26 protein-coding genes are annotated in these 24,101 nt (G+C 57.5%); 10 read left to right on the top strand and 16 right to left on the bottom strand.

Annotation, left to right across the window (positions count from 1 at the left end; genetic code table 11):
* Window positions 1-393 precede the first annotated feature (393 nt).
* Both ACR0IP_RS02630 and ACR0IP_RS02625 read right to left on the bottom strand, forming a co-directional pair.
* On the bottom strand, window positions 394-1,704 hold the full coding sequence (locus ACR0IP_RS02630) for a glycosyltransferase family protein (RefSeq protein WP_480523628.1): 1,311 nt from the start codon (window positions 1,702-1,704) through the stop codon (window positions 394-396).
* Between the two features lie 212 nt (window positions 1,705-1,916).
* Window positions 1,917-2,051, bottom strand: a complete 135-nt coding sequence (locus ACR0IP_RS02625; protein WP_480523626.1) for an Arm DNA-binding domain-containing protein — start codon at window positions 2,049-2,051, stop codon at window positions 1,917-1,919.
* 763 nt (window positions 2,052-2,814) lie between these two features.
* Here ACR0IP_RS02625 and ACR0IP_RS02620 point away from each other — a divergent pair.
* Together ACR0IP_RS02620 and ACR0IP_RS02615 are read left to right on the top strand one after the other, a co-directional pair.
* A complete protein-coding gene (locus tag ACR0IP_RS02620; RefSeq protein ID WP_170548657.1) occupies window positions 2,815-3,369 on the top strand; it encodes a hypothetical protein in 555 nt (184 codons plus the stop codon).
* A 175-nt stretch (window positions 3,370-3,544) separates the two neighbouring features.
* The gene (locus tag ACR0IP_RS02615) at window positions 3,545-4,573 is read left to right on the top strand and encodes an alcohol dehydrogenase catalytic domain-containing protein (RefSeq protein ID WP_480523624.1); all 1,029 of its coding nucleotides are present in this window, start codon (window positions 3,545-3,547) and stop codon (window positions 4,571-4,573) included.
* A 58-nt stretch (window positions 4,574-4,631) separates the two neighbouring features.
* On the opposite strand, the gene rpsI is transcribed toward ACR0IP_RS02615, so the two are convergent.
* The 3 genes from rpsI to ACR0IP_RS02600 form a co-directional block, all read right to left on the bottom strand.
* Entirely contained in the window at window positions 4,632-5,117 is a 486-nt protein-coding gene (gene rpsI / locus ACR0IP_RS02610) for a 30S ribosomal protein S9 (RefSeq protein WP_039535473.1), read from the bottom strand.
* Window positions 5,118-5,123: 6 nt separating this feature from the next.
* Complete coding sequence (rplM, locus tag ACR0IP_RS02605) at window positions 5,124-5,582, bottom strand: 50S ribosomal protein L13 (protein WP_170373746.1); 459 nt, start codon at window positions 5,580-5,582, stop codon at window positions 5,124-5,126.
* A 162-nt stretch (window positions 5,583-5,744) separates the two neighbouring features.
* Complete coding sequence (locus ACR0IP_RS02600) at window positions 5,745-7,148, bottom strand: aminotransferase-like domain-containing protein (protein WP_480523622.1); 1,404 nt, start codon at window positions 7,146-7,148, stop codon at window positions 5,745-5,747.
* A 99-nt stretch (window positions 7,149-7,247) separates the two neighbouring features.
* On the opposite strand from ACR0IP_RS02600, the gene ACR0IP_RS02595 reads away from it, so the two are divergent.
* Window positions 7,248-7,475: a DUF1127 domain-containing protein gene (locus ACR0IP_RS02595; RefSeq protein ID WP_170659576.1), complete on the top strand. Its 228-nt coding sequence runs from the start codon at window positions 7,248-7,250 to the stop codon at window positions 7,473-7,475.
* A gap of 63 nt (window positions 7,476-7,538) precedes the next feature.
* Here ACR0IP_RS02595 and ACR0IP_RS02590 read toward each other — a convergent pair whose 3' ends face one another.
* Window positions 7,539-7,982, bottom strand: coding sequence for a PaaI family thioesterase (locus ACR0IP_RS02590; RefSeq protein ID WP_480523620.1), 444 nt, complete (start codon window positions 7,980-7,982; stop codon window positions 7,539-7,541).
* Window positions 7,983-8,040: 58 nt separating this feature from the next.
* Here ACR0IP_RS02590 and ACR0IP_RS02585 point away from each other — a divergent pair, with 58 nt between their 5' ends.
* The 4 genes from ACR0IP_RS02585 to gluQRS all read left to right on the top strand — a co-directional run bounded on the left by ACR0IP_RS02585 (window position 8,041) and on the right by gluQRS (window position 11,944).
* Window positions 8,041-8,826, top strand: a complete 786-nt coding sequence (locus ACR0IP_RS02585) for an enoyl-CoA hydratase (protein ID WP_480523618.1) — start codon at window positions 8,041-8,043, stop codon at window positions 8,824-8,826.
* Between the two features lie 256 nt (window positions 8,827-9,082).
* The gene (gene trmFO, locus ACR0IP_RS02580; protein ID WP_480523616.1) at window positions 9,083-10,423 is read left to right on the top strand and encodes a methylenetetrahydrofolate--tRNA-(uracil(54)-C(5))-methyltransferase (FADH(2)-oxidizing) TrmFO; all 1,341 of its coding nucleotides are present in this window, start codon (window positions 9,083-9,085) and stop codon (window positions 10,421-10,423) included.
* A 37-nt stretch (window positions 10,424-10,460) separates the two neighbouring features.
* The gene (locus tag ACR0IP_RS02575; RefSeq protein ID WP_480523614.1) at window positions 10,461-11,075 is read left to right on the top strand and encodes a class I SAM-dependent DNA methyltransferase; all 615 of its coding nucleotides are present in this window, start codon (window positions 10,461-10,463) and stop codon (window positions 11,073-11,075) included.
* Complete coding sequence (gene gluQRS / locus ACR0IP_RS02570) at window positions 11,072-11,944, top strand: tRNA glutamyl-Q(34) synthetase GluQRS (protein ID WP_480523612.1); 873 nt, start codon at window positions 11,072-11,074, stop codon at window positions 11,942-11,944. Before ACR0IP_RS02575 ends, gluQRS begins: the two co-directional genes overlap by 4 nt.
* Window positions 11,945-11,999: 55 nt before the next feature.
* Here the strand turns inward: gluQRS and hisI are convergent, their stop codons facing one another.
* Window positions 12,000-12,389, bottom strand: a complete 390-nt coding sequence (hisI, locus tag ACR0IP_RS02565) for a phosphoribosyl-AMP cyclohydrolase (protein ID WP_170373754.1) — start codon at window positions 12,387-12,389, stop codon at window positions 12,000-12,002.
* A gap of 48 nt (window positions 12,390-12,437) precedes the next feature.
* Between hisI and ACR0IP_RS02560 the strand changes: the two genes are divergently transcribed.
* Together ACR0IP_RS02560 and ACR0IP_RS02555 are read left to right on the top strand one after the other, a co-directional pair.
* Complete coding sequence (locus ACR0IP_RS02560) at window positions 12,438-12,890, top strand: iron-sulfur cluster assembly scaffold protein (protein WP_170373755.1); 453 nt, start codon at window positions 12,438-12,440, stop codon at window positions 12,888-12,890.
* A gap of 59 nt (window positions 12,891-12,949) precedes the next feature.
* Window positions 12,950-13,588: a MarC family protein gene (locus tag ACR0IP_RS02555; RefSeq protein WP_170373756.1), complete on the top strand. Its 639-nt coding sequence runs from the start codon at window positions 12,950-12,952 to the stop codon at window positions 13,586-13,588.
* A 186-nt stretch (window positions 13,589-13,774) separates the two neighbouring features.
* Here ACR0IP_RS02555 and ACR0IP_RS02550 read toward each other — a convergent pair whose 3' ends face one another.
* The 5 genes from ACR0IP_RS02550 to sciP all read right to left on the bottom strand — a co-directional run bounded on the left by ACR0IP_RS02550 (window position 13,775) and on the right by sciP (window position 19,570).
* Complete coding sequence (locus ACR0IP_RS02550) at window positions 13,775-13,897, bottom strand: hypothetical protein (RefSeq protein WP_419737977.1); 123 nt, start codon at window positions 13,895-13,897, stop codon at window positions 13,775-13,777.
* A gap of 113 nt (window positions 13,898-14,010) precedes the next feature.
* A complete protein-coding gene (recG, locus tag ACR0IP_RS02545; protein WP_480523609.1) occupies window positions 14,011-16,101 on the bottom strand; it encodes an ATP-dependent DNA helicase RecG in 2,091 nt (696 codons plus the stop codon).
* Complete coding sequence (ligA, locus tag ACR0IP_RS02540) at window positions 16,098-18,350, bottom strand: NAD-dependent DNA ligase LigA (RefSeq protein WP_170373758.1); 2,253 nt, start codon at window positions 18,348-18,350, stop codon at window positions 16,098-16,100. The genes recG and ligA overlap by 4 nt, the downstream gene beginning before the upstream one ends.
* Window positions 18,351-18,475: 125 nt before the next feature.
* The gene (ctrA, locus tag ACR0IP_RS02535; RefSeq protein WP_170373759.1) at window positions 18,476-19,192 is read right to left on the bottom strand and encodes a response regulator transcription factor CtrA; all 717 of its coding nucleotides are present in this window, start codon (window positions 19,190-19,192) and stop codon (window positions 18,476-18,478) included.
* A gap of 84 nt (window positions 19,193-19,276) precedes the next feature.
* On the bottom strand, window positions 19,277-19,570 hold the full coding sequence (sciP, locus tag ACR0IP_RS02530) for a CtrA inhibitor SciP (protein WP_170688687.1): 294 nt from the start codon (window positions 19,568-19,570) through the stop codon (window positions 19,277-19,279).
* 128 nt (window positions 19,571-19,698) lie between these two features.
* Between sciP and mnmA the strand changes: the two genes are divergently transcribed.
* Window positions 19,699-20,844 (top strand): tRNA 2-thiouridine(34) synthase MnmA, encoded by a 1,146-nt coding sequence (mnmA, locus tag ACR0IP_RS02525; protein ID WP_480523606.1) that lies wholly within the window; start codon window positions 19,699-19,701, stop codon window positions 20,842-20,844.
* 99 nt (window positions 20,845-20,943) lie between these two features.
* Here the strand turns inward: mnmA and ACR0IP_RS02520 are convergent, their stop codons facing one another.
* The 4 genes from ACR0IP_RS02520 to ACR0IP_RS02505 all read right to left on the bottom strand — a co-directional run bounded on the left by ACR0IP_RS02520 (window position 20,944) and on the right by ACR0IP_RS02505 (window position 24,098).
* A complete protein-coding gene (locus ACR0IP_RS02520) occupies window positions 20,944-21,489 on the bottom strand; it encodes a carboxymuconolactone decarboxylase family protein (RefSeq protein WP_480523605.1) in 546 nt (181 codons plus the stop codon).
* A gap of 80 nt (window positions 21,490-21,569) precedes the next feature.
* Complete coding sequence (locus tag ACR0IP_RS02515; protein ID WP_480523603.1) at window positions 21,570-22,145, bottom strand: hypothetical protein; 576 nt, start codon at window positions 22,143-22,145, stop codon at window positions 21,570-21,572.
* Entirely contained in the window at window positions 22,138-23,304 is a 1,167-nt protein-coding gene (lpxB, locus tag ACR0IP_RS02510; protein WP_480523601.1) for a lipid-A-disaccharide synthase, read from the bottom strand. Before lpxB ends, ACR0IP_RS02515 begins: the two co-directional genes overlap by 8 nt.
* The gene (locus ACR0IP_RS02505; RefSeq protein WP_170688692.1) at window positions 23,304-24,098 is read right to left on the bottom strand and encodes a UDP-2,3-diacylglucosamine diphosphatase LpxI domain-containing protein; all 795 of its coding nucleotides are present in this window, start codon (window positions 24,096-24,098) and stop codon (window positions 23,304-23,306) included. Before ACR0IP_RS02505 ends, lpxB begins: the two co-directional genes overlap by 1 nt.
* Window positions 24,099-24,101: the final 3 nt, after the last annotated feature.

The raw sequence follows: 24,101 nt of genomic DNA, 5'->3' as shown, positions 1-24,101 counted from the left end.
CAAAATAGGTGTCAACGTGAAAACGGTGATTTTTCGCCCTGTTTTTCGCGCCTATCAACCGATTTTGATGCGGTTTTGGCTGGGGTATCAGGGGCATGGATTGCACCGGCTCGGCGGCTTTGCCCAAGCTCAAGGCCCTGAGGCACGGCAACACGCCCCCGGTCCGCTTGGTCCTGATTTTGCTGCGATCCTAACACGCCCAATTTACGGCAGGACTGGGTTTCAGCAGTATCCCTCGCGGTTCACTAGTGATCGAGCCGTTAGGGATTCAAGGCTCTTATACCGTCCACCTGGGTACCGGCGACAATCCACTGCATGGCAGAGGTGGCCTGAAAAATATCAAAAGTTGAGTTGGGTGGATTTCCCGTTTCTAACCGAAATCTTTCTGGTGGATCAATTGAGTGCTTCTTCGAGGGCTCTGGCAAAGGTGGATTGAGATGATTTCAAGTCGTGATTGCGATGGATTGCCTCCGCGTTGGCCTCTGCGTGCGATCGTAGACTCTCGACCCCCGAAAGCGATTCGAGGAAGCTACTGACCTGTTCCATGTAATCGTCATTGGGTAGATCATATGAGGTATAGTCTTCACTAACCCAACCGGTTTCCTCCTCAAAATAGTGTCGATCGCGGACCCCTTTCATCTGATACAGCCAAAGATTCGCATCCTTTTCCCGAAAGAACTCTTCGTATCCAAGCGCGTCCGAAATGATCGGGATGCTATAGGAACGTATTGCTTCAAGCAGGCTGTAGGAGTGTAGGCCAATTGCTGGCATAGCAAAGATGTGAGCCTGATCCTTGAGGGCTTTCATCTTCTCAAAGGGCACAAATGTGCCGTACCAGGTGATTTGCCGCAAAAGCTCGGGTGAAAACCGGTCTTTGATTTCGTCGTCAATGGAAGAAACGATTGTCAGCTCAAAACGATCTTGCCAGTTTCCAAGATTTTCGAGCGCCGAAAGCAATAGATGCCCACCTCTCTTGAAAAACGATGCCGGTTGATTGTGTAGGGAATTCGTGAATAGAATCTGTATCTTTTGATCGGGCGAAAACTTTTGATCAAGCTCGTCTTGCGTCATGGACGGCGCTTCTATTCCAAGTGGAATATATATGCATTTCCTGCAAATGTCCGGATAATCATGGAAAACACGATGAAAAATATCCACTGATGACTTCAGGTGACTGAAGATAAGGATGCAGGTTTCCTGCCTAAAACTATCCGCCAACATGGAGATAACTTTGTGCTGCAACTCTATTGGAATGCTGCGTGTTCCCGTCGGGCGTATCGGGGTGAAAAGTGTAGGAAAACTCTCAAAATGAAAAACATAGGGGCGAGTTCGTAGAACTGGAGGACTCGTATGATCAAAGGTGACAACGGCCGGAAAATCGTCAAAATCCGCCAAACACTCACCAAAATAATATGAAAACTGCCCATAATATGATGCCAGGCCGTATTGCTCGAGGAGAGAGTGCAAGCGTTTCTTCTGCCTTCCCAATTCAGTCAAAGGCTCCATGCGCTTTCTTATTAGTCTTTTGACTCTTCCTGGTACTACCGCATCTATCTTTACTGTGTTGAACCTTTCGGCGTCTTTGATAAACGAGCGCACCAGCGGGTGTGCGCCATTTCGGTATCTGTAGAAATCGTTGTGCCAGAATGTGCCTAAGTTGATCATTGACGCCTGTGTTTTATTGGCCGGTTGCGTGTCCTTCAAGGCCGCGCGCGACTGAATGGTCTATCTCAACTTTCCGCTATGTGGAACCAAGAGTAAAGGCAGCTTAGTCCGCTCAGCGGCTACATAAGGGTCTAAATTTAATGGTAGTTTTGAGGCGTGGCGGCCTTCTGGCGTCAAGACACTGACACTTACGCCTAGCACTTCGATTGCCTGCAACGCATTTTCTTGCGCCTCTGCCTTGGCCTCCGCCCTCACGTGTTCACCTGATCTATTTGATCAATGCCGACGCGGACCTGCGCCTTGACCTCGCGGGCGGCGTTGCGAGCATCAGAAAACCCAATTTCAGGAAGGGAACCGAGGCGCGTCTTCCGCCGCTTGCCGGTCAATCGCTGGCGTATCGAACCATCCTGCTTTTGGCGTTCTCAGGTTTGATCCGTAGATTGGACGGCCAACACTGCCCACCGCATGAAAGAAGGGTTAGTCTTTGTCGCCGGGATGAGTGAGTTTCCGAGCCTTGGCTGATGATAGCTCATTGACTTTTTTGGGCACCGAAAAGACTCTCCGCCATAAATTCTAATTGGCTTCTTTGCTTTCTCAGGCCGACAGGTCTATCTTTTCGCGCAAAGAGAGGGGCTGGCCAAGACCCCCTCATCCAGCCCCCCTCACACCGCCCCTCACATTCAACCACAAAGTGAGAGATCAGTGCCCCTTTTGGCCCAATAGGCCTATTCAAACAAAAGACGTTACTCGTTAATTTGGGGACCGAACCCGAGCGCGACCCCCACAATGTCTCTTTTACCCCGTCTGACTGCAGTGTCGGTCATTTTGGGGTCAAAGGCAGTGAAGTCCTTCACATAAGACCAAAAATTCGACCGAACAGTAAAGTGCGAGCATCGTCGCAGGTTTCGCTCGGCACCACGTTCTCTTACAACGCCTATACCTCAAACGCCGGGCTCAACGCGGTAATGCGACATCATCGAAATTCAATGCAAAGCGCAAAGCGGTGGGCGCTTTGTCGCCGGATCAAGTCGCCCAATCAGCGTAGCTTGGCCCAAACCCGTATTCTGCTGAGAAATCACAAGAATTCCCCTTTGAGTCGTCCTAGATTTGGATCATCCCAGCGGCACAAATTTCCAAAGGAGACACATAATGTCGCGTACTCTTCTTATCATCATCGTCCTCGTCGGTCTTGGCGCAGGCGGGTATTTCTATCTCAACCAACCTGAACCGACGCCGGCCGAAAGACTTGAAGCCGCTGCCGAGGACGCGAGCGATGCGGTCAGCGAAGCGGCCTCAGCCGTGCAGGACGCCGCAAGCGAAGCGCTGGAATCGGCCACGGAACAAGCCAGCGAAGCGGCGTCATCTCTGACCGAACAGGCCTCTGAGGCCGCGTCATCTGTTGCGGATCAAGCCACTGAGGCAGCCAACTCAATTGCGGATCAAGCCTCCGAAGCTGCAGACCAAGCCGGTGATCAGGTTGCCTCGCTGGCAGATCAAGGTCAGGAATTGTTCAACTCTTGGGTTGAAGAGGGCATGCTGACAGCTCAGAACTTCGACTATGACGCCATGGTCGCCTCGGTCCAAAACAGTGAGATGGCACAGGGTGTCAAAGATCAGGTGATTAAGATCCTGGATGAGATCAAAGCCTCGCCCGAGGCCGTTCTGACTAAGCTTCAGGACCTGCAAAATGCGATGAGCCAATAAGGGTCAGGCCTTCCACTGTTGGTCATCTCTACATGCCGTGACGTTAGATTGCGGCTGAATTGACGCGGCGCGGGGCTTTTGTTTGGCTTGACCCAACAAGAACCCCGCGCCGTTTTTCTTTGCCGTCAGGCTGACGCCTGATCCGGTGGCCCCGGCGCAACTCAAGGACTGACCAATGACCGACTTGCCCTCTACCATGCGCGCCGTTGTCCTGAAACACGATGGCTATTCCGGCACCATGACAGGCCCCACGATCACAGATGCGTCTGAGTGGTTGGCAGACGCCGAATTGCCCGTCCCTACCCCCGGCCCCGGACAGGTTCTGATCCGGCTGCGCACCGCCTCGGTCAATCCGTCAGACATTCACTTCATCAAAGGCGAATACGGCCAACCCCGTGTCAAAGGCGCCGCTGCGGGCTTTGAGGGGTGTGGAGATGTTGTGGCAACGGGCAAAGGAGCGGAAGGTCTACAAGGCCTGCGCGTCGCCTTTGTTGCCGCCGGATCAGGGGCGTGGGCCGAATATGTCGTGACCCAGATGCAAATGTGCATCCCTCTGCGCCCTGACATCTCGGACGATGACGGGGCTGCGCAGATCGTCAATCCGCTAACAGCGATGGCCATGGTCGATATAGCCAAGAAAGACGGCGATGCGTTTGTTGTTTCAGCCGCAACCAGCCAGTTGGGTAAGCTGATGTGCAGCCTTGGGCGGGATCTGGGCTTAAAGCCCATCGCCATGGTGCGGCGCGCTGAGGCCGCTCCGATGCTGAAAGAGCTTGGGGCTGCGGAAGTTCTGGTCACAACGGACCCTGACGTTGCGCACCAATTTGCCGAACTGAGCGCCAAGCTGAAGCCCCGCGTCTTTCTCGACGCTGTTATGGACCCTCTGTCCGAGCAGATATTCTGCGCCATGCCCAATCGCGCGCGCTGGATTTGTTATGGCAAACTCGGCAGCGACGCCCCGACCCTGACCCAAACCGGGCAGCTGATATTCATGGGCAAACGGATCGAGGGGTTCTGGCTGACCAACTGGATGATGACCACCCCTCCAGCCGACCAGATGCGCGTTGTGACCGAGGTTCAGGCGCGCTTTGCCGACGGGCGCTGGAAAACGGACGTATCCGAGCGTCTGGCGCTGGGCGATCTGATCGCCAACCTGGCGGACGCTTTGAAAACGAGTGACGGGAAGGTGATGATCACGCCCTAACCCTATGAAAAAAGGGCCCGCACTTGCGAGCCCTTTTGAATTTCGTTGTTCGCAGCGATTAACGCTTCGAGAACTGGAACGAACGACGCGCTTTGCGCTTACCGTATTTCTTACGTTCCACAACGCGGCTGTCGCGGGTCAGGAAGCCAGCGGCTTTCAGAGCACCACGCAGCGACGGATCGTACAGCTGCAGCGCTTTCGAGATGCCGTGCTTGACCGCACCGGCCTGACCGGTCAGGCCACCGCCTTTGACGGTTGCAACAACGTCGAACTCACCTTCCACACCGGCAACCTGGAACGGCTGGCGCAGGATCAGCTGCAGAACGGGACGTGCAAAATACTTGTCCTGGTCTTTGCCGTTCACGGTGACCTTACCGGAACCCGGCTTGATCCAAACGCGGGCGACAGCGTCTTTACGCTTGCCGGTGGCGTAGGAACGGCCCAGTTCGTCACGTACGGGTTCACGTACGATGACTTCTTCGGCCACGGTTTCAACGCCTGCGACGGCGCTCAGCTCTTCGAGAGTATTGATCTGATCAGCCATCGGTCATTAGCTCCGGGTGTTTTTCTTGTTCATGGACTTAACGTCCAGAACTTCGGGGGCCTGGGCTTCATGCGGGTGCTCGGCACCGGCATAAACGCGCAGGTTGGTCATTTGCTGACGCGCCAGACGGTTGCCCGGCAGCATGCGCTTGACAGCCTGAACGACAACGCGCTCAGGATGGGCACCTTCCAGGATCTGCTGTTTGGTGCGCGACTTGATGCCGCCCGGGTGGCCAGTGTGCCAGTAGAAGTTCTCTTCGCGCTTCTTGCCGGTCATTTGGATTTTGTCAGCGTTGATCACGATGACGTTGTCGCCCATGTCCATGTTCGGGGTGAACGACGCTTTGTGCTTGCCACGCAGGCGCATGGCGACGATCGAAGCAAGACGGCCCAGAACAACGCCCTCGGCGTCGATCAGGATCCATTTCTTGTCGATGTCTGCAGGTGTTGCAGAAAAGGTTTTCATGGCAGGATAGTCCTGTTTGATGTGAAAGACCGCCCCAAAACAGAGCGGTCCGAATTCGATGGAGGGGGTTTAGACCTGCTTAGAATGCACGTCAACACATGCAATCAAGTTTTTATTGTGCGTTTTTAATAGTTTATAAAATAGGTATTATTTTACCCCATCCTACACGCTGATTTGCTCAGGCGGATTGTCCAGCAAAGCCCGAAGGCGGAGCATCGCGTCCTCGAACCTTTGTAGCGAGACATGCCCGTTCATCGCAATGCGCACAGCGTTCGGGGCGCGCCCGTCCCGTAGCGCGAACTCATCCGCGGATCTCAGTTGAATTCCTTCTCGCTCTGCCGCGCGGCTGAACGCAGCGGCCCGCCAACCCGACGGCAAAAGCAGCCAAACAAACGGCACATCAGGCGCCCAGTTTAGATCGAACCCGCCCAGAGCATTAACTGTCACCCGCACATACTCTCCCATCCGCGAGCGCACATCCCGCGCGATTTGGCGCGTGCGAGGGTCAGAGAGCAGCAGTCTGGTCAGTTCAGCCAGCGGCTGTGCCAGACCAAAGTATCCGTATTCGGCTGATCGGCGCAGATCCACGCTCCGGTCTCTGGGCGCAATAGCGAAGCCGACGCGCAAGGACGGTGTCAGCACTTTCGAGATCGAAGACACGTGCCATCCCCGCTCAGGGGCCAACGCGCGGAAACTGGGTTCTTTTGCGTCTCCCATCCGGTAACAGTCATCCTCGACAATCTGCACATCGAATTTCCGCGCGATTTCCACGATTTCCTTGCGCCGCTCCAAAGGGGTGTGCAGCCCGGTCGGATTTTGAACCTCGGGCGAAACACAGACTGCCTGCGCTGGTGTCTGACGCAGAACATGCTCCATCGCTGCCGGGTCGATGCCCCATTTGTCCATTCGGATACCAACCACATCGGCCCGCATCAACTCTGCCGCGCGACGGAACCCAGCATAAGAAAGGTCTTCGACCATCACGATCGGTTTGGGACCTTGCAGAATGGTCTGGAATACAAGGCACAGGCCGTTCTGACCTCCGTGTGTCAGTACGATATCGTCGTCGCTCAACTTGCCAAGCGGCAGGTTCGACAACCATTCAACCACCGCCTGACGCATGGGTTTATACGCATCGCGTGTCGGATAGTTCATGAACAAGGCCGGATCCGACTGCGCGACTTTCTGTAGACACTCGCGGATCAGAGACACCTGCCCCATATCCGCAAGCCTCGGGCTGAACAGGCTGACTTGATTGGAATTCTGAGCTTCGGCCAGATGAAGCTGCCTTGACCAGACATCGTCCAGAATCGGAGATTTCGGAGGGGCGACAAATGTACCACGTCCGACCTCAGCTTGTAGCAAGCCCTCTTCGGTCAGAATCGTATAGGCCCGCGCGACGGTTCCCGGAGTGATCTGGAGTCGATACGCGAGTTCGCGCACAGGGGGCAGTTTGGCCCCGATATCTAACGTCTTAGTTTCAATCGCTTTTCGTATTGTATCAGCCACCAGGGTGTATTTGGGCCCTTTGGATTTTGGCAGCGTCTCCGGCCAAATTGTATCCATTACAATTCTTCCTTTGCATTTGACACAATTGCGAATGTATCAAACACATGTACCGAACATTACCACTTTGTGTCAATACAATTTGAAAGGAATACTGAGATGACACGCACAATGCACACTCCCGCCCTTACACTGCTGAACGCCAGCCCCCGGCTGCCGCTGATCGCTGTGCTGGCCGTGCAGTTTGCAGCGGCGGTCACTCAATGGGAACGCCGTCGTCGCAGTCGCGTCAATCTGGGAAAGCTGGATGACAGGTTACTCAAGGACGTAGGCCTTACCCGTCTGCAAGCCGACCGCGAAATCAAGCGCTATTTCTGGCAGTTTTAACCCATCCCCAGTCCCAAATTCATTTGGGACCTCTTCCCTGGCCGGGGTTCGCCCCGGCCCTTTTTATCCAAATTTTGCAGCCAAAGACCCGGCAGGCGGGATAGAATAGGTCATACTGGCCCGCGCAACCGGCTGATCTGACCCGACCGAGTAAATCAACACATCGCCAACGGCCAGAGTGCGCCCCAGTTTCAGCAGGCGGCATTCGGCAATCAGATCTTTGCCCCCTTCAGGTTTACGCAAAAAGTCCAAAGAGCTATTGGTCGTCACCGCCAAGGACTGACGCCCCTTGCGCGCCAACACCATGGCATAGACACAAACATCCGCCAGACCGAACATGGACGGTCCTGAAACCGTACCGCCGGGGCGTAAATGACGGTCTTCGACCACGAGGCGCATGGTAATCGTCTCCTCGGTCAGGTTCTCAACCACGAAATCGCGATGAACCTGTGGGAATACCTCCTTAAGGTACTGCGACAGCTCGTCTTTGCTTAACGCCAATCCCATGCTTCCCCTCCTTCACTTCTCACCCTAGAGTTGGCCCAACAGCCAGCGGGAGGGCAAGATGGCAATTTTGGAACGTAACGACACAGGTGCCATCGCGCGGCTGCACATGAACGCACCTGAAAGGCTGAACGCGCTGAGCGACGAGATGCTGGCCGCCCTTCAGGCCGAGTTCGACACGCTGCGCGATGACCGCTCGATCCGGGCCGTTGTCCTGTCGGGCGAAGGCAAGGCCTTCTGCGCCGGGCATGATCTGAAACAGATGACGGCAGGTCGTCAGTCCGAGGATGGCGGCAAGGCCTATTTCCAGGACCTCTTTAACCGTTGTGCGCGGATGATGATGTCAATTCAGTCCCTGCCCCAACCCGTTATTGCGCAGGTCCACGGCATTGCCACGGCTGCCGGTTGTCAATTGGTCGCCACCTGCGATCTGGCCGTCGCAGCCGAGGGCACGCGCTTCGGGGTGAACGGAGTGAATATCGGCCTGTTCTGCTCAACCCCCATGGTCGCGCTCAGCCGCAATATCCCCAGAAAGCAGGCATTTGAGATGCTGACCACCGGAGGTTTCCTCTCAGCCGAACGCGCTCAGGAACTGGGGTTGATCAATCGGGTTGTTCCCGAAACTCAACTCAACGACCAAGCCCTCGCCTTGGCCGAACAGATCGCAGACAAGCTGGGCGTCGCCGTCAAAATCGGGAAAGAGGCGTTTTATCAACAGCTTCAGATGCCGCTGGATCAAGCCTATGCCTATACCGGAGAGGTAATGGTGCAGAATATGCTGCATCGCGATACCGAAGAAGGCATTTCTGCGTTTATCGAAAAACGCCCCCCGAATTGGTCTCAATAAGACAATTATTCCGAACATTTTTCACTACTGTCATCATTTTTGCACTTTTCAAAAGGGCAACACTGTGGCAATGCTGGGACGAGGCTAAGGCCTCAGCTACACTTTTGGGTCGCCGTGGGCGGAAGGTCCCTCCAAGCTGGTTTCTCTCACTGGCGTTGACATTCCCGCAGCGGCGACCCCAAGACCCCCCTAAAATCTGAAGCATTTGACGGTTGCTCAGTTGCGCCTGCTTGGGCTCTGCCCTATGTGGCAGCGCATGACACAAGCATTGCATATCGTGGGCGGCGGCATGGCCGGGTCCGAGGCCGCATGGCAGGCGGCGGAAATGGGCGTGGATGTTGTGATCCACGAAATGCGCCCCACCGTGGGCACCTTTGCGCACCAGACCGGCAATCTGGCCGAGATGGTGTGTTCCAACTCGTTCCGCTCGGACGACGATGAACAGAACGCCGTGGGCCTGTTGCATTGGGAAATGCGCGCCGCCAATGGCCTCATCATGACGACTGCCGATGCCCACCGCCTGCCCGCAGGCGGGGCGCTGGCTGTTGACCGCGATCCGTTTGCCGAGGCGGTCACTGCCAAACTGCGCGCGCATCCCCGGATCACGGTGACGGATGAAGAGGTTACCTGTCTGCCCGACGACGGTCAGTGGATCTTTGCCACCGGTCCTCTGACCTCGGCCAAGCTGGGTGAAGCCATCCAAGCCGAAACCGGTTCGGACGCGCTGGCGTTTTTTGATGCCATTGCGCCGATTGTCTATGCCGAGAGCATCGACATGAGCAAAGCCTGGATGCAGTCCCGCTATGACAAAGGCGAGACCGAGGAAGAGCGCACCGCCTATCTGAACTGCCCCATGGACCGCGACCAGTACGAGGCTTTCATTGATGCCCTTCTGGCCGCTGATAAAACCGAGTTCCACGAAGGCGAGACCGCAGGCTACTTCGATGGCTGCTTGCCGATTGAGGTGATGTCTGAACGGGGTCGTGAGACCCTGCGCCACGGGCCGATGAAGCCCGTCGGCCTGACCAACCCCCATCAGCCGGACGTGAAACCTCATGCCGTTGTGCAGCTGCGCCGCGACAACGCGCTTGGTACGCTGTTCAACATCGTGGGCTTCCAAACCAAGATGAAATACGGCGCCCAGACCGAGGTATTCCGCATGATCCCCGGTCTGGAGAACGCAAGTTTCGCACGCCTTGGCGGGATACATCGCAACACATTCATCAACTCTCCGACCCTGCTGGACGCGCAGATGCGGTTGAAATCAAAGTCTAATATCCGCTTCGCCGGTCAGATCACCGGTGTCGAGGGATACGTTGAAAGCGCGGCCATGGGGCTTTTGGCAGGTCGACTGGCGGCAGCTGAAATTCTGGGCCTTACCCTGCCCGACGTACCGCAGGACAGCGCCATGGGCGCGTTGATCCACCACATCACCGGCGGTGCAGAGGCCAAGACGTTTCAGCCTATGAACGTCAATTTCGGCTTGTTCCGCCCTGTGGATGGCCTGAAAGGTGGCCGCCGGGGACGGAAAGACCGCTACAAAGCCTACACCGACCGCGCCAAGGCTAAGTGGACGGAGTGGCTCGCGCAAAGCTGACTGGACGATAGACGATCCAACGGCTTAACATGCGGTTATGAGTGACAAGTTTTTCAAGGACACATACGGATCGAAATCTCCGCAGGACACCCAAGCGCACTACCAGAAATGGGCCGCAACCTATGAGGATTCTGTCGCAGAACAGGGTTATGCCACGCCGGGTCGGGTTGCCAAGGCGCTGTGGTCCAAGAGGCCCGAAACACAAACACCCATTCTCGACTATGGCTGTGGAACGGGCTTGTCTGGTGTTGCGCTGCGCTCAGTCGGGTTTGAAGTGATCGACGGAATGGACCCCACGCCCAATATGCTTGAAGAAGCCAAAGCCAAGAACGTCTATCGGGCGCTGATCGGCTTTGACATCTCTGAACCCGAACCCATCGAACACGGTGCTTACTCAACCATTTCAGCCATCGGAGTGATCGGCGCCGGAGCAGCACCGCCTGAAACTCTGGACCTCCTCATGCACGCGCTGCCTAAGGAGGGTCTTTTGGCGTTCTCTTTTAACGATCATACACTTGCCGACCACTCTTACACCACACGCCTGAACGACTGGCTCGACATGGGGGCCGCGCGCCTGCTGTTTAAGGAATACGGGCCACATCTGCCTGGAATGGACATGAAATCTGACGTGTATGTACTCGAAAAGACGTGACTTTTAAGACCCGCTTTGCGCCTTCTCCAACAGGTCCCTTGCATCTAGGCCACGCCTATTCTGCAATGTTGGCCAGTGACATGGCTGCCTCTGAAGGAGGCACATTCCTGCTGCGGATCGAGGATATCGACCAATCCCGCGCACGACCACAGTGGGAAGAACAGATCTACGTAGATCTCGAATGGCTGGGCCTCAGCTGGCCGACACCGGTTCTGAGGCAATCTGAGCGCATCCAAATCTATGAACAGGCCCTCGATACCCTATGGTCGAAAGGTCTTTTGTACCCCTGCACCTGCATTCGCAAAGATATCGCCGCGGCGGCCAGCGCCCCGCAGGAAGGGGCACCTCTGCACGGGCCGGATGGGATCATCTATCCCGGCACCTGTCGGCATAAAGCCAGCCGAAACAGCGTGGAACGGCCTAAAGACACGCCGCTGAGACTTGATATGGCTATGGCGGCACAATCCGTTCTGCCACATGGGACCGGCAGTTTTCTCGAACTGGGCACTGGCCCAAATGGGGAAACCGGACGGATTTCCTTCGACAAAACCGAATTGGAAACAACGATTGGTGACGTCGTCCTTTCCCGCCGAGGTATGGGCACCTCTTACCACCTGTCTGTCGTCCTCGACGATGCGGCGCAGGGTGTGACCCATGTCATTCGCGGTCAGGACCTGTTTGAAGCAACGCGTATCCACACCCTGCTGCAGGCTCTGCTGGGCCTACCCACGCCCGAATACTTGCATCACCGCTTGATCCGCGATCCGAGCGGGAAGCGCCTTGCCAAACGAGACGACGCCCGCGCCATCGCAAAATACAGGGTCGAAGGCGCAACCTCTCAGGACATCCGCGCCATGGTCGACCTCTGACCCCGCTTTGTCGCTTCAAAGATACTCAGACCGAATGTAACGACATCTGCGCCACTCACTCCATCGGTTTCATCAACTCGACTTCTTCTCCGTCGCGCACGGCCGTGTAGAAGCACGACCGGCGGTTGGTATGACACGCCGCGCCGGTCTGACGGATCACGACCAAGATGCAATCCCGGTCGCAATCAAAGCGGAAATCGACCAGCTCCTGAATATGCCCGGACGTCTCGCCCTTGATCCAGAACGCCTGGCGCGAGCGCGACCAATAGGTGACGCGCCGCGTCTCCAACGTGCGCTCAACCGCTTGCTGGTTCATCCAGGCCATCATCAACACCTCACCCGAGGCGTGATCCTGCGCAATTGCGGGGATCAACCCGACTTCATTATATTTCAGATCAGATGGATCGAACGTGACTGTGTCAGACATGACAAAAACCTTTTGCATCCCGAGGGCTGACCACTATGTATGGGGAACACGGAACGAGGGAAAGCCATGAGCGGCGAGAACGACCTGATAAAGCTGTACTCCGGACGCATTCTGGCGCTGGCGGCTGATATCCCGCATCTGGATCGGCTGGATCAACCCGATGCGACGGTCAAGAAACGCTCGCCCCTTTGCGGGTCGACCGTAACCGTCGACGTGACGATGAAAGACGGTCGCGTCAGCGATTTCGGGCAGGACGTCAAAGCCTGCGCCTTGGGACAGGCCGCTGCTTCGGTAGTTGGCGATGCAGTGGTTGGTGCCACGCGGGCGCAAGTTGAAACCGCCCGAGATCAGCTGAAGACCATGCTAAAAAAGGATGGCCCTGCCCCGGATGCCCCGTTTGACGGGCTTGAGGTTCTGATCCCCGCCCGTGAATACAAAAACCGCCATGCCTCAATCATGCTGGCGCTTGAGGCAACGGCCGAGGCAATGGAACAGGCCGAACAGTCGAACTGCGCCTAAGCTTGGTGTTTTGGCCTAAACCTGTTTAATTTCACCCAAACTTCGGTGGAGGAATGGGCTTGAACAACCTTCTCGAACACTTCGTGACGTTGTGGGTTGTCATTGACCCGATCGGAACAATCCCTGTTTTCATCGCCGTCACTGCGGGCCTCGAAGCCGCTGCACGGCGCAAAACGGCGATGCTCGCGTCGTTGATCAGTGCTGGCGTGCTTCTGTTTTTCCTCGTCTTCGGACAATTGCTGATCGAGGCGCTGGATATCGGGTTGAACTCGTTCCAGGTTGCCGGAGGGATCATCCTGTTCCTGTTCGCGCTGACAATGATCTTTGGCGAAAGTAAACAGGAGATCGAACAACGCGCCGCCGAAGACGACAAGGAAGATAAGGTCCATAAGCACAACCCAGCGATCTTCCCTCTGGCTGTACCATCCCTAGCGTCACCCGGTGCGATGCTAGCGATCGTGATCCTGACCGACAACCACCGCTACAGCGCCGCCGACCAAGGGATTACTGCGCTAGTCATGCTGTCGGTCGTGCTTATCGCCTTTATTCTGATGCTGTTGGCTGAACCGATCATACGCCTGATCGGCCATTCCGGCGCGGCAATCATCAGCCGGGTGATGGGGATGATCCTGGCCTCGGTCGCGGTGAATTCCGTTCTGTCGGCCATGTTGGAAATCATCAAAACCGGTCAGCTATAAAAAAACCGCCGCTCCTTCCGGGCGGGAAGGGCGGCGGCAGGCAATGCGTTTCTCGTGTGGGGTCCGGGACACCGCGCGGGGCCGAGGCATGGCCCCTCAAGGGGTTTGGGACAGGCAGGTCACCCTTGATTTCACTGGGGATGACAGGCGCGGGCTATTCGGCACGAGATCGCAGGCAAAAAAGGGTTAGAAACCAACCGGAAGGTGAAGAGCCACCATCAGCATAACGACCAGAGACGCAACACCCGCAGCATCTTGCAGGATGGTCGAGTGCGAGCGCGTGAATACGGTCTTGATCTGGGTCAGCATGGGTCACCTCCGGGTCAGGGATTTAATCCTTTGTTGACCTTTTGTTCTCATATTTCCCCGAGTCGGTAAAGAACTTTTTGAGAACATTTGCGAACTTTATGGATACTTCGTTACTAACCCACTGAAATCAAACGGATCGCTTGATCCTGTTTCATCAGCCAAAGCAGAACACGCGCAGCTTTGCCTCTATCTGTGGTCAATTTGGGATCGGTATTCAGCAAGGCTCGTGCATCAGTTTGGGCAACGGCCATCAATCCGGCCTGCCGTTCCAGATCCGCAATGCGAAACTTGGGCAGGCCCGACTGGGCCGTGCCAATCAGATCGCCCGCACCACGCATCTGTAGGTCAGTCTCAGAAATGCGAAAGCCGTCCTCGGTCTCACGCAGAACCTCCAACCGTTTGCGGCCACCCTCACTGAGAGGCGCCTGATACATCAGCAAACAGGTCGAATCCGCATCCCCTCGGCCAACGCGTCCGCGTAATTGGTGCAGTTGAGCCAGACCGAAAATCTCAGCCCGTTCGATCACCATGATCGAGGCATTGGGGACGTTCACGCCCACCTCGATCACGGTCGTCGCCACCAGAACCTTGGTTCCACTTGTCTGGAACGCGGTCATGGCGGCATCTTTTTCGGCAGGCGGCATTTGACCGTGGACCAGACCAACGGTGCCCTCTCCCAAGATAGCGCGCAGGCGCTTGAACCGCTCTTCCGCCGCCGTTAGGTCGGACACCTCGGACTCATCGACAAGCGGACAGACCCAGTAACACTGCCGCCCTTCCTCAATGGCGCGGCGCAGATGGGCGACGACTTCTTCCATCCGCCCTGTGCTGACAATCGCGGTCTTGATCGGTTTTCGCCCCGGCGGCTTTTCATCCAGAACCGAGACATCCATATCGCCATATTGCGCCAGGGCTAGACTGCGCGGGATCGGCGTGGCCGTCATGACCAAAACATCAGCACCCCGCCCTTTTTCCGACAGCTCCATCCGCTGGCGCACGCCAAAGCGATGCTGTTCGTCGACAATCGCCAGACGCAAGGCCTTGAACGCCACATCATTTTGGAACACCGCATGGGTGCCCACAAGTATCTGGATATCGCCAGCCTCCAAAGCGGCAAGCTTGGCCCGCCGCTCTGCCCCCTTGTCGCGTCCGGTCAGGATTTCCAACACAACGCCGGCCTCTTCCGCCAAGGGACGCAACCCCTCAAGATGCTGGCGTGCCAGAATCTCGGTCGGAGCCATCATGACCCCCTGCCCCCCGGCCTCCACCGCGACCAGCAGAGCCATGAACGCCACCAGCGTTTTGCCTGCGCCCACGTCACCCTGAAGCAACCGGTTCATGCGCGATTCCGAGGCCATATCGCCCACGATTTCATCTATCGCCCGTGTCTGCGCACCAGTTGGCCGATAAGGCAGGCTCGCCAGAACCTTCGATTGCAACTTGCCCGAGCCAACACTGACAATCCCGCGTGCTTTGCGTTCCCGTTGCCGCGCCAGAGCCAGCGTCAACTGATGCGCCAGCAGCTCATCATAGGCCAAACGCTCGCGCGCCGGGGCGAATGAAGCTACGTCATCCGCGCCTTGAGGGTTGTGTGCGGCCTGAATTGCCGCGTGCCATGAGGGCCAGTTTTGACTGCTGATCTGCGCCGGATCAGCCCATTCGGCCAAGACCGGTGCGCGCGTCAAAGCGCTGCGGACGGCCTTGAACATGGTCTTCTGCGTGATCCCCTGCGTCAGATGATAGACCGGCTCAAACTCCGGTATTTCCGAGGCTTGATCTACGGGCAGCATATGATCGGGATGCACCATCTGCGCCATGCCGTCGAACAGCTCCAACTTGCCCGAGATCACACGGCGCGATCCCTCCGGCAGGACTTTCTTCAGGTAGTCGCCACGCGCGTGAAAGAACACCAGTTGGAAATCGGCCTGACTGTCCTCGACATGGACCCGATACGCACCGCCCCTGTTCCGAGATGGGCGATGCGGGCCGACCGTCACCTCAACCGTCAGCGTCGACGGTAAATCAACCCCTTGGATCGTGTCGCGCCTGCGTCGATCAATCACGGCATAGGGCAAGCCAAAAAGAACGTCTCGCGGGCTTTCCATCCCGGCCTGCGCCATCGCCTGAGCGGTCTTCGGGCCGACGCCCTCCAAGGTTTCGACCCCAGCAAACAGGGGAAACAAGGATTCTGGCCGTCCGCTCATGCGCCGTCGATCAGCTGCAACCAGCCATCCTCATCCAGGGTTTCGATCCCCAGCTCTGCCGCCTTTTTGGCCTTCGAACCAGCGCCCGGCCCTGCAACCAGTATATCGGTCTTCTTACTGACCGAGCCTGAAACTTTGGCCCCCAACGCCTCGGCCCGCGCCTTGGCTTCGGCGCGTGTCATCTTTTCCAGCGTGCCGGTGAAAACTACCGTCTTGCCCGCCACCGGGCTTTCTGAGGCCGGCGCATCAGGTGGCACGACAGTCAAATGCGCCTTGAGCGCATCAAACGCCTGTCGCTCCTCTACATTGGCGAAGGCGTCGGACAGAGCCAAACCAACCGTCGCGCCGATCCCGTCAACCGCAATCAAATCCGACCACGCGGCCGAGGCATCCTCGGGCACGGACAATTCCGCGATGGCGGCGGTTCGGCTTTCCTTGATCCGCGCCCGACGCCCGTCAGAGGCGGCGGCCAACCGTTCAGCCTCTTCCGCTTGATCCGCGGCGCGATACGCAAGCGCCGCCGGGCGCGCGGAATCGACCGCTTGGGACATTGCCTCCCAGTCGCGGTAGTGCAGCGCAAGATCTCGTGCGACGACCTCACCTACATGGCGGATGCCAAGACCAAACAGCAAGCGCGCAAAGGGAATGGTCCGTTTCTCATCAATGGCTGCAAACAGATTACTGGCCGAGGTGTCCCCCCATCCTTCGCGATTTTTCAAACGGGACAGAGCACTTGAGTCCCGCTCTTGCAGATTGAAGATATCGGCAGGCGTTTTGATCGGCAGGACGGGATCTTCATAGAACATCTCGATCTGTTTTGCGCCCAAGCCTTCGATATCGAAGGCTTTACGAGACACGAAATGCTTTAACTTCTCAACGGCTTGCGCCGGGCAGATCATACCGCCCGTACAGCGCCGCACCGCGTCACCTTCTTCGCGCACCGCCGCACTTCCACACTTCCCACACGTGCGCGGGAACTCATAAGGAACCGCATCTTCAGGCCGTTTCGACAGGTCGACATCGGCGATTTTGGGGATCACATCCCCGGCGCGGTAGACCTGTACCCAATCCCCCTCGCGGATGTCCTTTCCATCCCGGATGGTGCCCCCCTTGGCATCGCGCCCGGCGATATAGTCTTCGTTGTGCAGCGTTGCATTCGAAACCACAACTCCGCCAACTGTGACCGGATGCAAACGCGCAACAGGGCTGAGCGCGCCGGTGCGACCGACCTGAATGTCAATCTCCTCAAGCCGGGTCCAGGCCAACTCGGCAGGGAATTTATGCGCGATGGCCCATCTGGGCGTCGTTGATCGAAACCCGAGACGGGCTTGCAGCCTAAGATCATCCACCTTGTAAACCACGCCGTCGATGTCATAGCCCAGCGTCGCGCGTTGTTCTTCGATCGACCGGTAATGCGCCAACATGTCCTGAGTTGTCTTGCACAAACGTGTCAGCGGATTGGTCGAGAACCCATAGCTTTTCAGACGCTCAATCGCCCCATCTTGCGTCTCAGCCAGAGGGGCTGACAGCTCTCCCCACGCGTAGGCAAAGAACTTCAGCGGTCGCGCGCGGGTGATTTCGGCATCCAGCTGTCGCAACGAACCGGCCGCAGCGTTTCTGGGGTTGGCAAAGGGTTTGCCACCAGCTTGGGCCTGACGTTCATTAAGCGCTTCGAAATCCGCGTGAGACATGTAGACCTCACCACGCACTTCTAGAATATCGGGGGCTCCTTCGATTGTGTGCGGAATATCAGAGATCGTTCGGGCATTCGCCGTCACGTTCTCTCCCACTTCTCCATCGCCCCGTGTGGCGGCTTGGACCAGTTTTCCCTGCTCATACCGCAGGGACAATGAAAGCCCATCGATCTTGGGCTCAGCTGTATAGGCCAAAGGCGCATCTGCAGACAGGCCCAAATACTTCCGAATCGAGCGGTCAAAATCCGCGACATCCTCATCGTCAAAGGCATTGCCCAAAGACATCATGCGCTGTGCATGCGTGACTTTGGAGAACCCGTCCGCTGGCCGCGCGCCAACTTGATCACTTGGACTGTCAGAGCGTTTTAGATACGGAAACTTCTCTTCTATTTCGACATTTCGCCGTTTCAGCGCATCGTATTCGGCATCCGAAATCTCGGGCGCGTCTTCCCCGTGATACAGCCTGTTGGCCCGCGACAGCAGGTCTGCAAGACGCGCGAGTTCGGCGCGTGCCTCATCCTCTGTCAGGTCTGCTATCGAGATGGAATTGCTCATGGCCTCGCCCTGTCACTTTATTCTGGACCTCAGTGATAGGGCGAGGTCATGGCTAGGTCCAGACGTGCTGAGCCGTGAGTGGAAATGCGACCCTCTGGACCATAGGGGGCAAGTGTCTTCGAACGTCAGGCGTTGACCGCCATCCGCGTCTCATTGAGGGAGTTGCTTTGCGGATCCCGCAACACATAGCCGCGTCCCCATACGGTTTCGATGTAGTTGTCACCGCCTGTCGCGTTGCTCAGCTTCTTGCGCAGCTTGCAAATAAACACGTCGATGATCTTCAATTCAGGTTCGTCCATGCCGCCATAGAGGTGGTTGAGGAACATCTCTTTCGTAAGGGTTGTGCCCTTTCGCAAGCTCAACAGTTCGAGCATCTGGTATTCCTTGCCGGTCAGATGCACCGTCTGACCATCAACCTCGACAGTTTTCGCATCCAGATTGACCGCCACCCGACCGGTATGAATCACTGATTGCGAATGGCCCTTTGAGCGGCGAATGATGGCGTGAATACGGGCCACAAGTTCTTCGCGGTGGAACGGTTTGGTCAGATAATCGTCTGCCCCAAACCCGAATCCCTTGATTTTGCTTTCGGTGTCATCGGCACCGGACAGGATCAAAATCGGCGTTTCCACCCGAGCGATACGCAGTTGGCGCAAAACCTCATGGCCGTTCATATCCGGCAGGTTCAGGTCCAAGAGAATGAGATCGTAATCATAGAGTTTCGCTAGGTCGATCCCTTCTTCCCCAAGGTCCGTCGCATACACATTCAGATTGGCATGCGTCAGCATCAATTCAATGCTTTTGGACGTGGTAGGATCATCCTCGACAAGAAGTATTCTCATTTCACTGCTCCAATTCGGGTCAAAACTTCCAATTAAAAATACACCTGACCAAGAATGGTTAATCTTGCGTTACCGTTGAATCATTTATTCACTTTCGCCTTTAGGTTGTCGATAATTTTTTAGCGCGGTAACTTTCAGAGCATCAACGCCATGCTCTGCCACGGCAGAGACCCAGATGTTGAATTCCTCATCGCTGATGCCGTAGCGTTTCTTGGCCTCGGACAAGGTGATCAGGCCATACAACACCCCGCGCACGACAAGGATCTTACGCGACGCCACCCAACGCCGCGTGTCCGGCGGCGGCAGATCGGCCTGCGACAAAATCGTGCCATCCGGCAGGGTTACAGACCGCGGACCTTCAACTTTGTGCAAATACATCTCTCAACCCTTTTCTGCTGCGACAAAGCTGACACCAGCCTACTTAATGCCGCGTGAAACCGCCCCTTGAGAGTGTCTAGAATTTTCATATATTCTGCCGGTCTTTCTTAACCCGGACTGGAATCGCCATGGCCCTCGCCGCCGAGACCCAACTCAATTCGCTTGGCTTTGCCAAACCGCCCTCGGAAACGCGGGTGGTGGTTGCTATGTCGGGCGGTGTCGACAGCTCCGTCGTGGCCGCGTATCTGGCGGATCAGGGCTATGATGTCGTGGGCGTCACGTTGCAGCTGTATGACCACGGTGCGGCGCTGGCCAAAAAAGGCGCGTGCTGTGCTGGGATCGATATCCACGACGCGCGCCGTGTGGCCGAAGAGCGTGGTTTCCCGCACTACGTTCTGGACTATGAGAACATCTTCAAGGACGCGGTGATTGACGAATTCGCCGACAGTTATCTGGCGGGCGCGACACCTGTGCCCTGCATTCGCTGCAATGAGCGGGTGAAGTTCAAAGACCTGCTGGAAACGGCCAAAGACCTAGAAGCTGATTGCATGGCGACCGGGCACTACATCCAGCGGAAGATGGGACCCAACGGGCCGGAGCTGCACAGCGCCGAGGATGCGAACCGCGATCAGTCTTATTTCCTGTTCTCGACCACGCCCGAGCAGCTGGATTTCCTGCGCTTCCCTCTGGGCCACCTGCCCTCGAAGGATGCGACCCGCGAAATGGCAGCGCAATACGGGCTGGCGGTGGCGGACAAGCCCGACAGTCAGGACATCTGCTTTGTTCCCAACGGTAATTATGCCAGCGTCATCGAAAAGCTGCGCCCCGGTGCCGCCGAACCCGGTGAGATTGTCCATGCCGATGGCCGCGTTTTGGCTAAGCACAACGGCGTGATCCACTACACGATCGGTCAGCGCCGCGGGCTTGGTATCGGAGGCTTGAGTGAGCCGCTATATGTGGTGAAGCTCGATGTCGACAAGAAGCGGGTCGTCGTCGGCCCGAAAGAGATGCTAGCCACGCGAACCGTTCCCGTGCGCGAGATCAACTGGCTGGGCGATGAACCCTTCACGTCACGCGACGAATGGCATGTTTCGGTCAAGGTTCGCTCGACCCGCCCCCCGCGCGAGGCGATCGTTCGACCATTATCTGAAACCACAGCCGAGGTCGAACTGCTGACACCCGAGGAAGGCATTTCGCCCGGTCAGGCCTGCGTGTTCTACGACCCAAACAGCAGCCGCATTTTTGGTGGCGGCTGGATTTGGCGCGGTTACTGATGCGTTTCGGGTTTCACTAAGTTCATCCTGCGGCACGAATGGCCCGACAAGGCCGTAGGCCTGGCAGGGTATTCGCGCCTCGGGCAAAAACGCGAAAGGCTAGGCCGAGACCGGCGTAACCTCAGGTTCGATCTGGATCTGAAGGGCGTCGTTGAACCGGTTGAACGCGCCGCAAAGGGCAATGCGCCATGTCAGCTCAACGATCTGCGCCTCGGTGAACCACTCTTTCAGGTCCGAGACCTCAGCATCGCGCATCCGGCCTGACCGGGTGGTCACCGCCTCGGCATAGCGGACCACCGCCTTGTCACAGGCGTCCAGCTCGGGGTGATCTTCGACCTTCGGTAACCGCGCTACGCCTTCCGCGCTGAGACCCGCCACAGTCAGCAAGGGCGTGTGATGCGACACGCAATAGTCACAGGCATTCAGTTTGGAAACCGTGACCATCGCCAGCTCCAACGCACGGCGCGGAAGGGTTGCCTGCGCGCGCAAAGTGGTGAGCATCCCGCTGACATGTTCCAGAACCGGAGGGCAATGCGCCGCCACCCGCGCCCAATTGTCGAACGGCCCATATGCGCCCAATTCCGCATGCGCCGCACGCGCGGCCGGTGTCATGTCATCGTCGGTCAAGGCGGGAATACGGATCATCGAGGTTCTCCTTCTGCCGCAGGGTATCGCAAGCTGCAGGTCAAACTGCAACGCCGCTTCGTTCACAACACCGACACAGATCAGAGTATATCGGTCGGCGAGTTTAGCAGGATGTAGAGCCCGACGCAGACCATGATATAAGGCGCGATCCTTTCGAGCCGAGTGACGCGTGGGCCTAGTTTCTGCGCATGAGGCGCACCCCAGGCAGCAACGGCTGCCAAACTTGCCGAAGCACAAGCCGCGCCAATCAGAGCCGCCAGCCGGAACGCAGGACTGGAATCTGCCAGCAAGGGCGTCATCACGGCGAATGTATCGACCGACAGGCTGAGAAACAGGGTCACGACCGAGGTCACAGCGCCCTTTGGCGTGTCGTCTGTCTGCTCAACGCCTGAAATCTGCTGCCAGATACCGCGCAGGCCAAGCGCTAGCGGAACGATCCCAAGATACCCGATCCACTCTGGCAAGCCGCTCTGGCTTAGGCCTGTTGCCACGGCCAAGGACAGGCACAAGACAAGTCCATGCGCGACGGCAAACCCCATAAGCGAGCGGCGGTGATCCATCACCAGCATCAGCCCCAACAACACGGCCAGGTTGTCGAGATTGGTCGAGACCATCACAACCCCGGCCGAAATCGAAAAGAGCAGATACTCAAGCATCAGCGTTGGTCATCCGCGCCAAAACGGCCTTGGCGGCGCGCAGGCCCGGTGCCTCACCGCCGCGGCCCAGACGATCCATTGTAAGCGTCATGGCCTCCCGCTGGGCCTCCGGGTTCGCGGCGACCTGTGCCAGGGCTTCGGCGATCTGGTCGGGCTGGCAATCGTCCAGCAGACACTCGGGCACTGTCCGCGTATCCGAGACAAGATTGACCAGAGTCACCGTGTCCAGATGCACCATCCGCTTTGCGATCAGAGTTGTCAGCCAGTTGAGGTTATAGGCAATCACCATCGGCGTAGCCTGCGCCGCCAGTTCCAGTGACACAGTCCCTGACGCGGCCAATGCCAGATCCGCCGCCGCAAAGGCCGCCCGCTTTTGCGCCACCGCCTGATCCGAGGGCAGATCACCCGGATCAACCACCACAGGCGATCCGGGCCAACTGCGCAAATGATCCGTCACCGTGTCGACCATATGGGCCACCGTTGGCACAACAACCCGTGTTTCGGGGCGGGTTTTCAGGTAGAGGGAAAGCGCCTCGCCGAAGACAGGGGCAAGCCGGTCGACCTCGCCCCGACGCGACCCCGGCAGGGCCAGCAAAAGCGGCGCATCCCCCAGATCATAGGTGTCTCGGAAGGCCTTGATCTCCACCTCCGTCGCCTGCGATTCGCTTGCCACCGGGTGTCCGACAAAATCGCACTCCATTCCGGCGCGTTCCATGTAGGGCGGCTCGAAAGGAAGCAGAGCCAGAACGTGATCGATCACCTTGGCCATCTTGTCGGCACGACCCGGACGCCAGGCCCAGACGCTGGGGGCGACATAGTGAACAGTGCGAATGTCGCTGCTCGCCTTGACCAGTTTGGCCACACGCAATGAGAAATCCGGACTGTCGATGGTGATCAGAACATCTGGTTGGGTGTCCAACACAGCCTGCGCAGTCTCGGCAATCCGGCGTTTGAGGTGGAAGAACTTGGGCAGAACTTCGACCAACCCCATGACGCTGAGTTCGGACATGGGAAAGCGGCTGTTCAGGCCCTGAGCCTGCATCAGCGGCCCGCCAACCCCGTCAAACGCGACGTCAGGGACCAGCGCCTTTAGGCCCTCCATCAACGCGCCGCCCAGCCGATCGCCCGAAGGTTCTCCGGCGACCAGAAAAACGCGCATCAGACAGCCCGCTCGCGCACATAGAGGAACAGGCCAAGGCGGTTGCACTCGGCGATGACATGATCCCGCCGCAGCACCATCACGCCGCCTTTTTCGATCACAATACCCGTCAGACCGGCGGCCACCGCATCAGTGACGGTCTCCGGACCGATTGCAGGCAGATCAACACGGCGATCCTGATCGGGTTTTGGGCCTTTGAACAGAACCCCGCCGCCCGCATCAGGCCGCTGGGTCAACGATTGCAACATCCACGCAGTGCCAAAAATGCTCTCAACCGCCAGAGCCTGCCCTTTGGAGACGGCACAGGCCTGACCAATATCTGCGCTGCCCATTGCGCGCAGAATACCTGCGGCACGATCCGCATCTCCCAGATCGGCCTCGGACGGATGCGCCTCGGTCAGACATCCCAGCGGAGGCAGCAGGTCAGGCGCGATCTCATGCGCGGCTTTGACGGCCAGGCCCGCATCCTCAAAGATACCGATCACAGCGCGCAAAGCGCCATCATCACCCGACATCATCGCCTTTTGAATGATCGGCACCAAAGGCATCGTTGCGGCATCAATCCGCGTGGGATCGACCTTTGGCCGCTGCACCGCACCCGCCATGCAGATCTGCGTCACGCCGCGCACCTTGAGATCTGCGAGAAAGCTGCCGAGCTGCTCCAGACGGAAAACGACGTCTACAGACAGGCTCTCAGGTTCGAACCCCTCCATCGCGCAGACCAACGGACGGTCTGGCAGAGCGTCCACGACAGCGTCCGGCAGAACACCCGTTCCTGCGATCAAAGCCAGCATTTG

This window comes from Ruegeria sp. AL11 (genome assembly GCF_056540865.1).
Note: the sequence above shows the minus strand (reverse complement) of the source record. Positions and strands in the feature narration are given on the sequence as shown.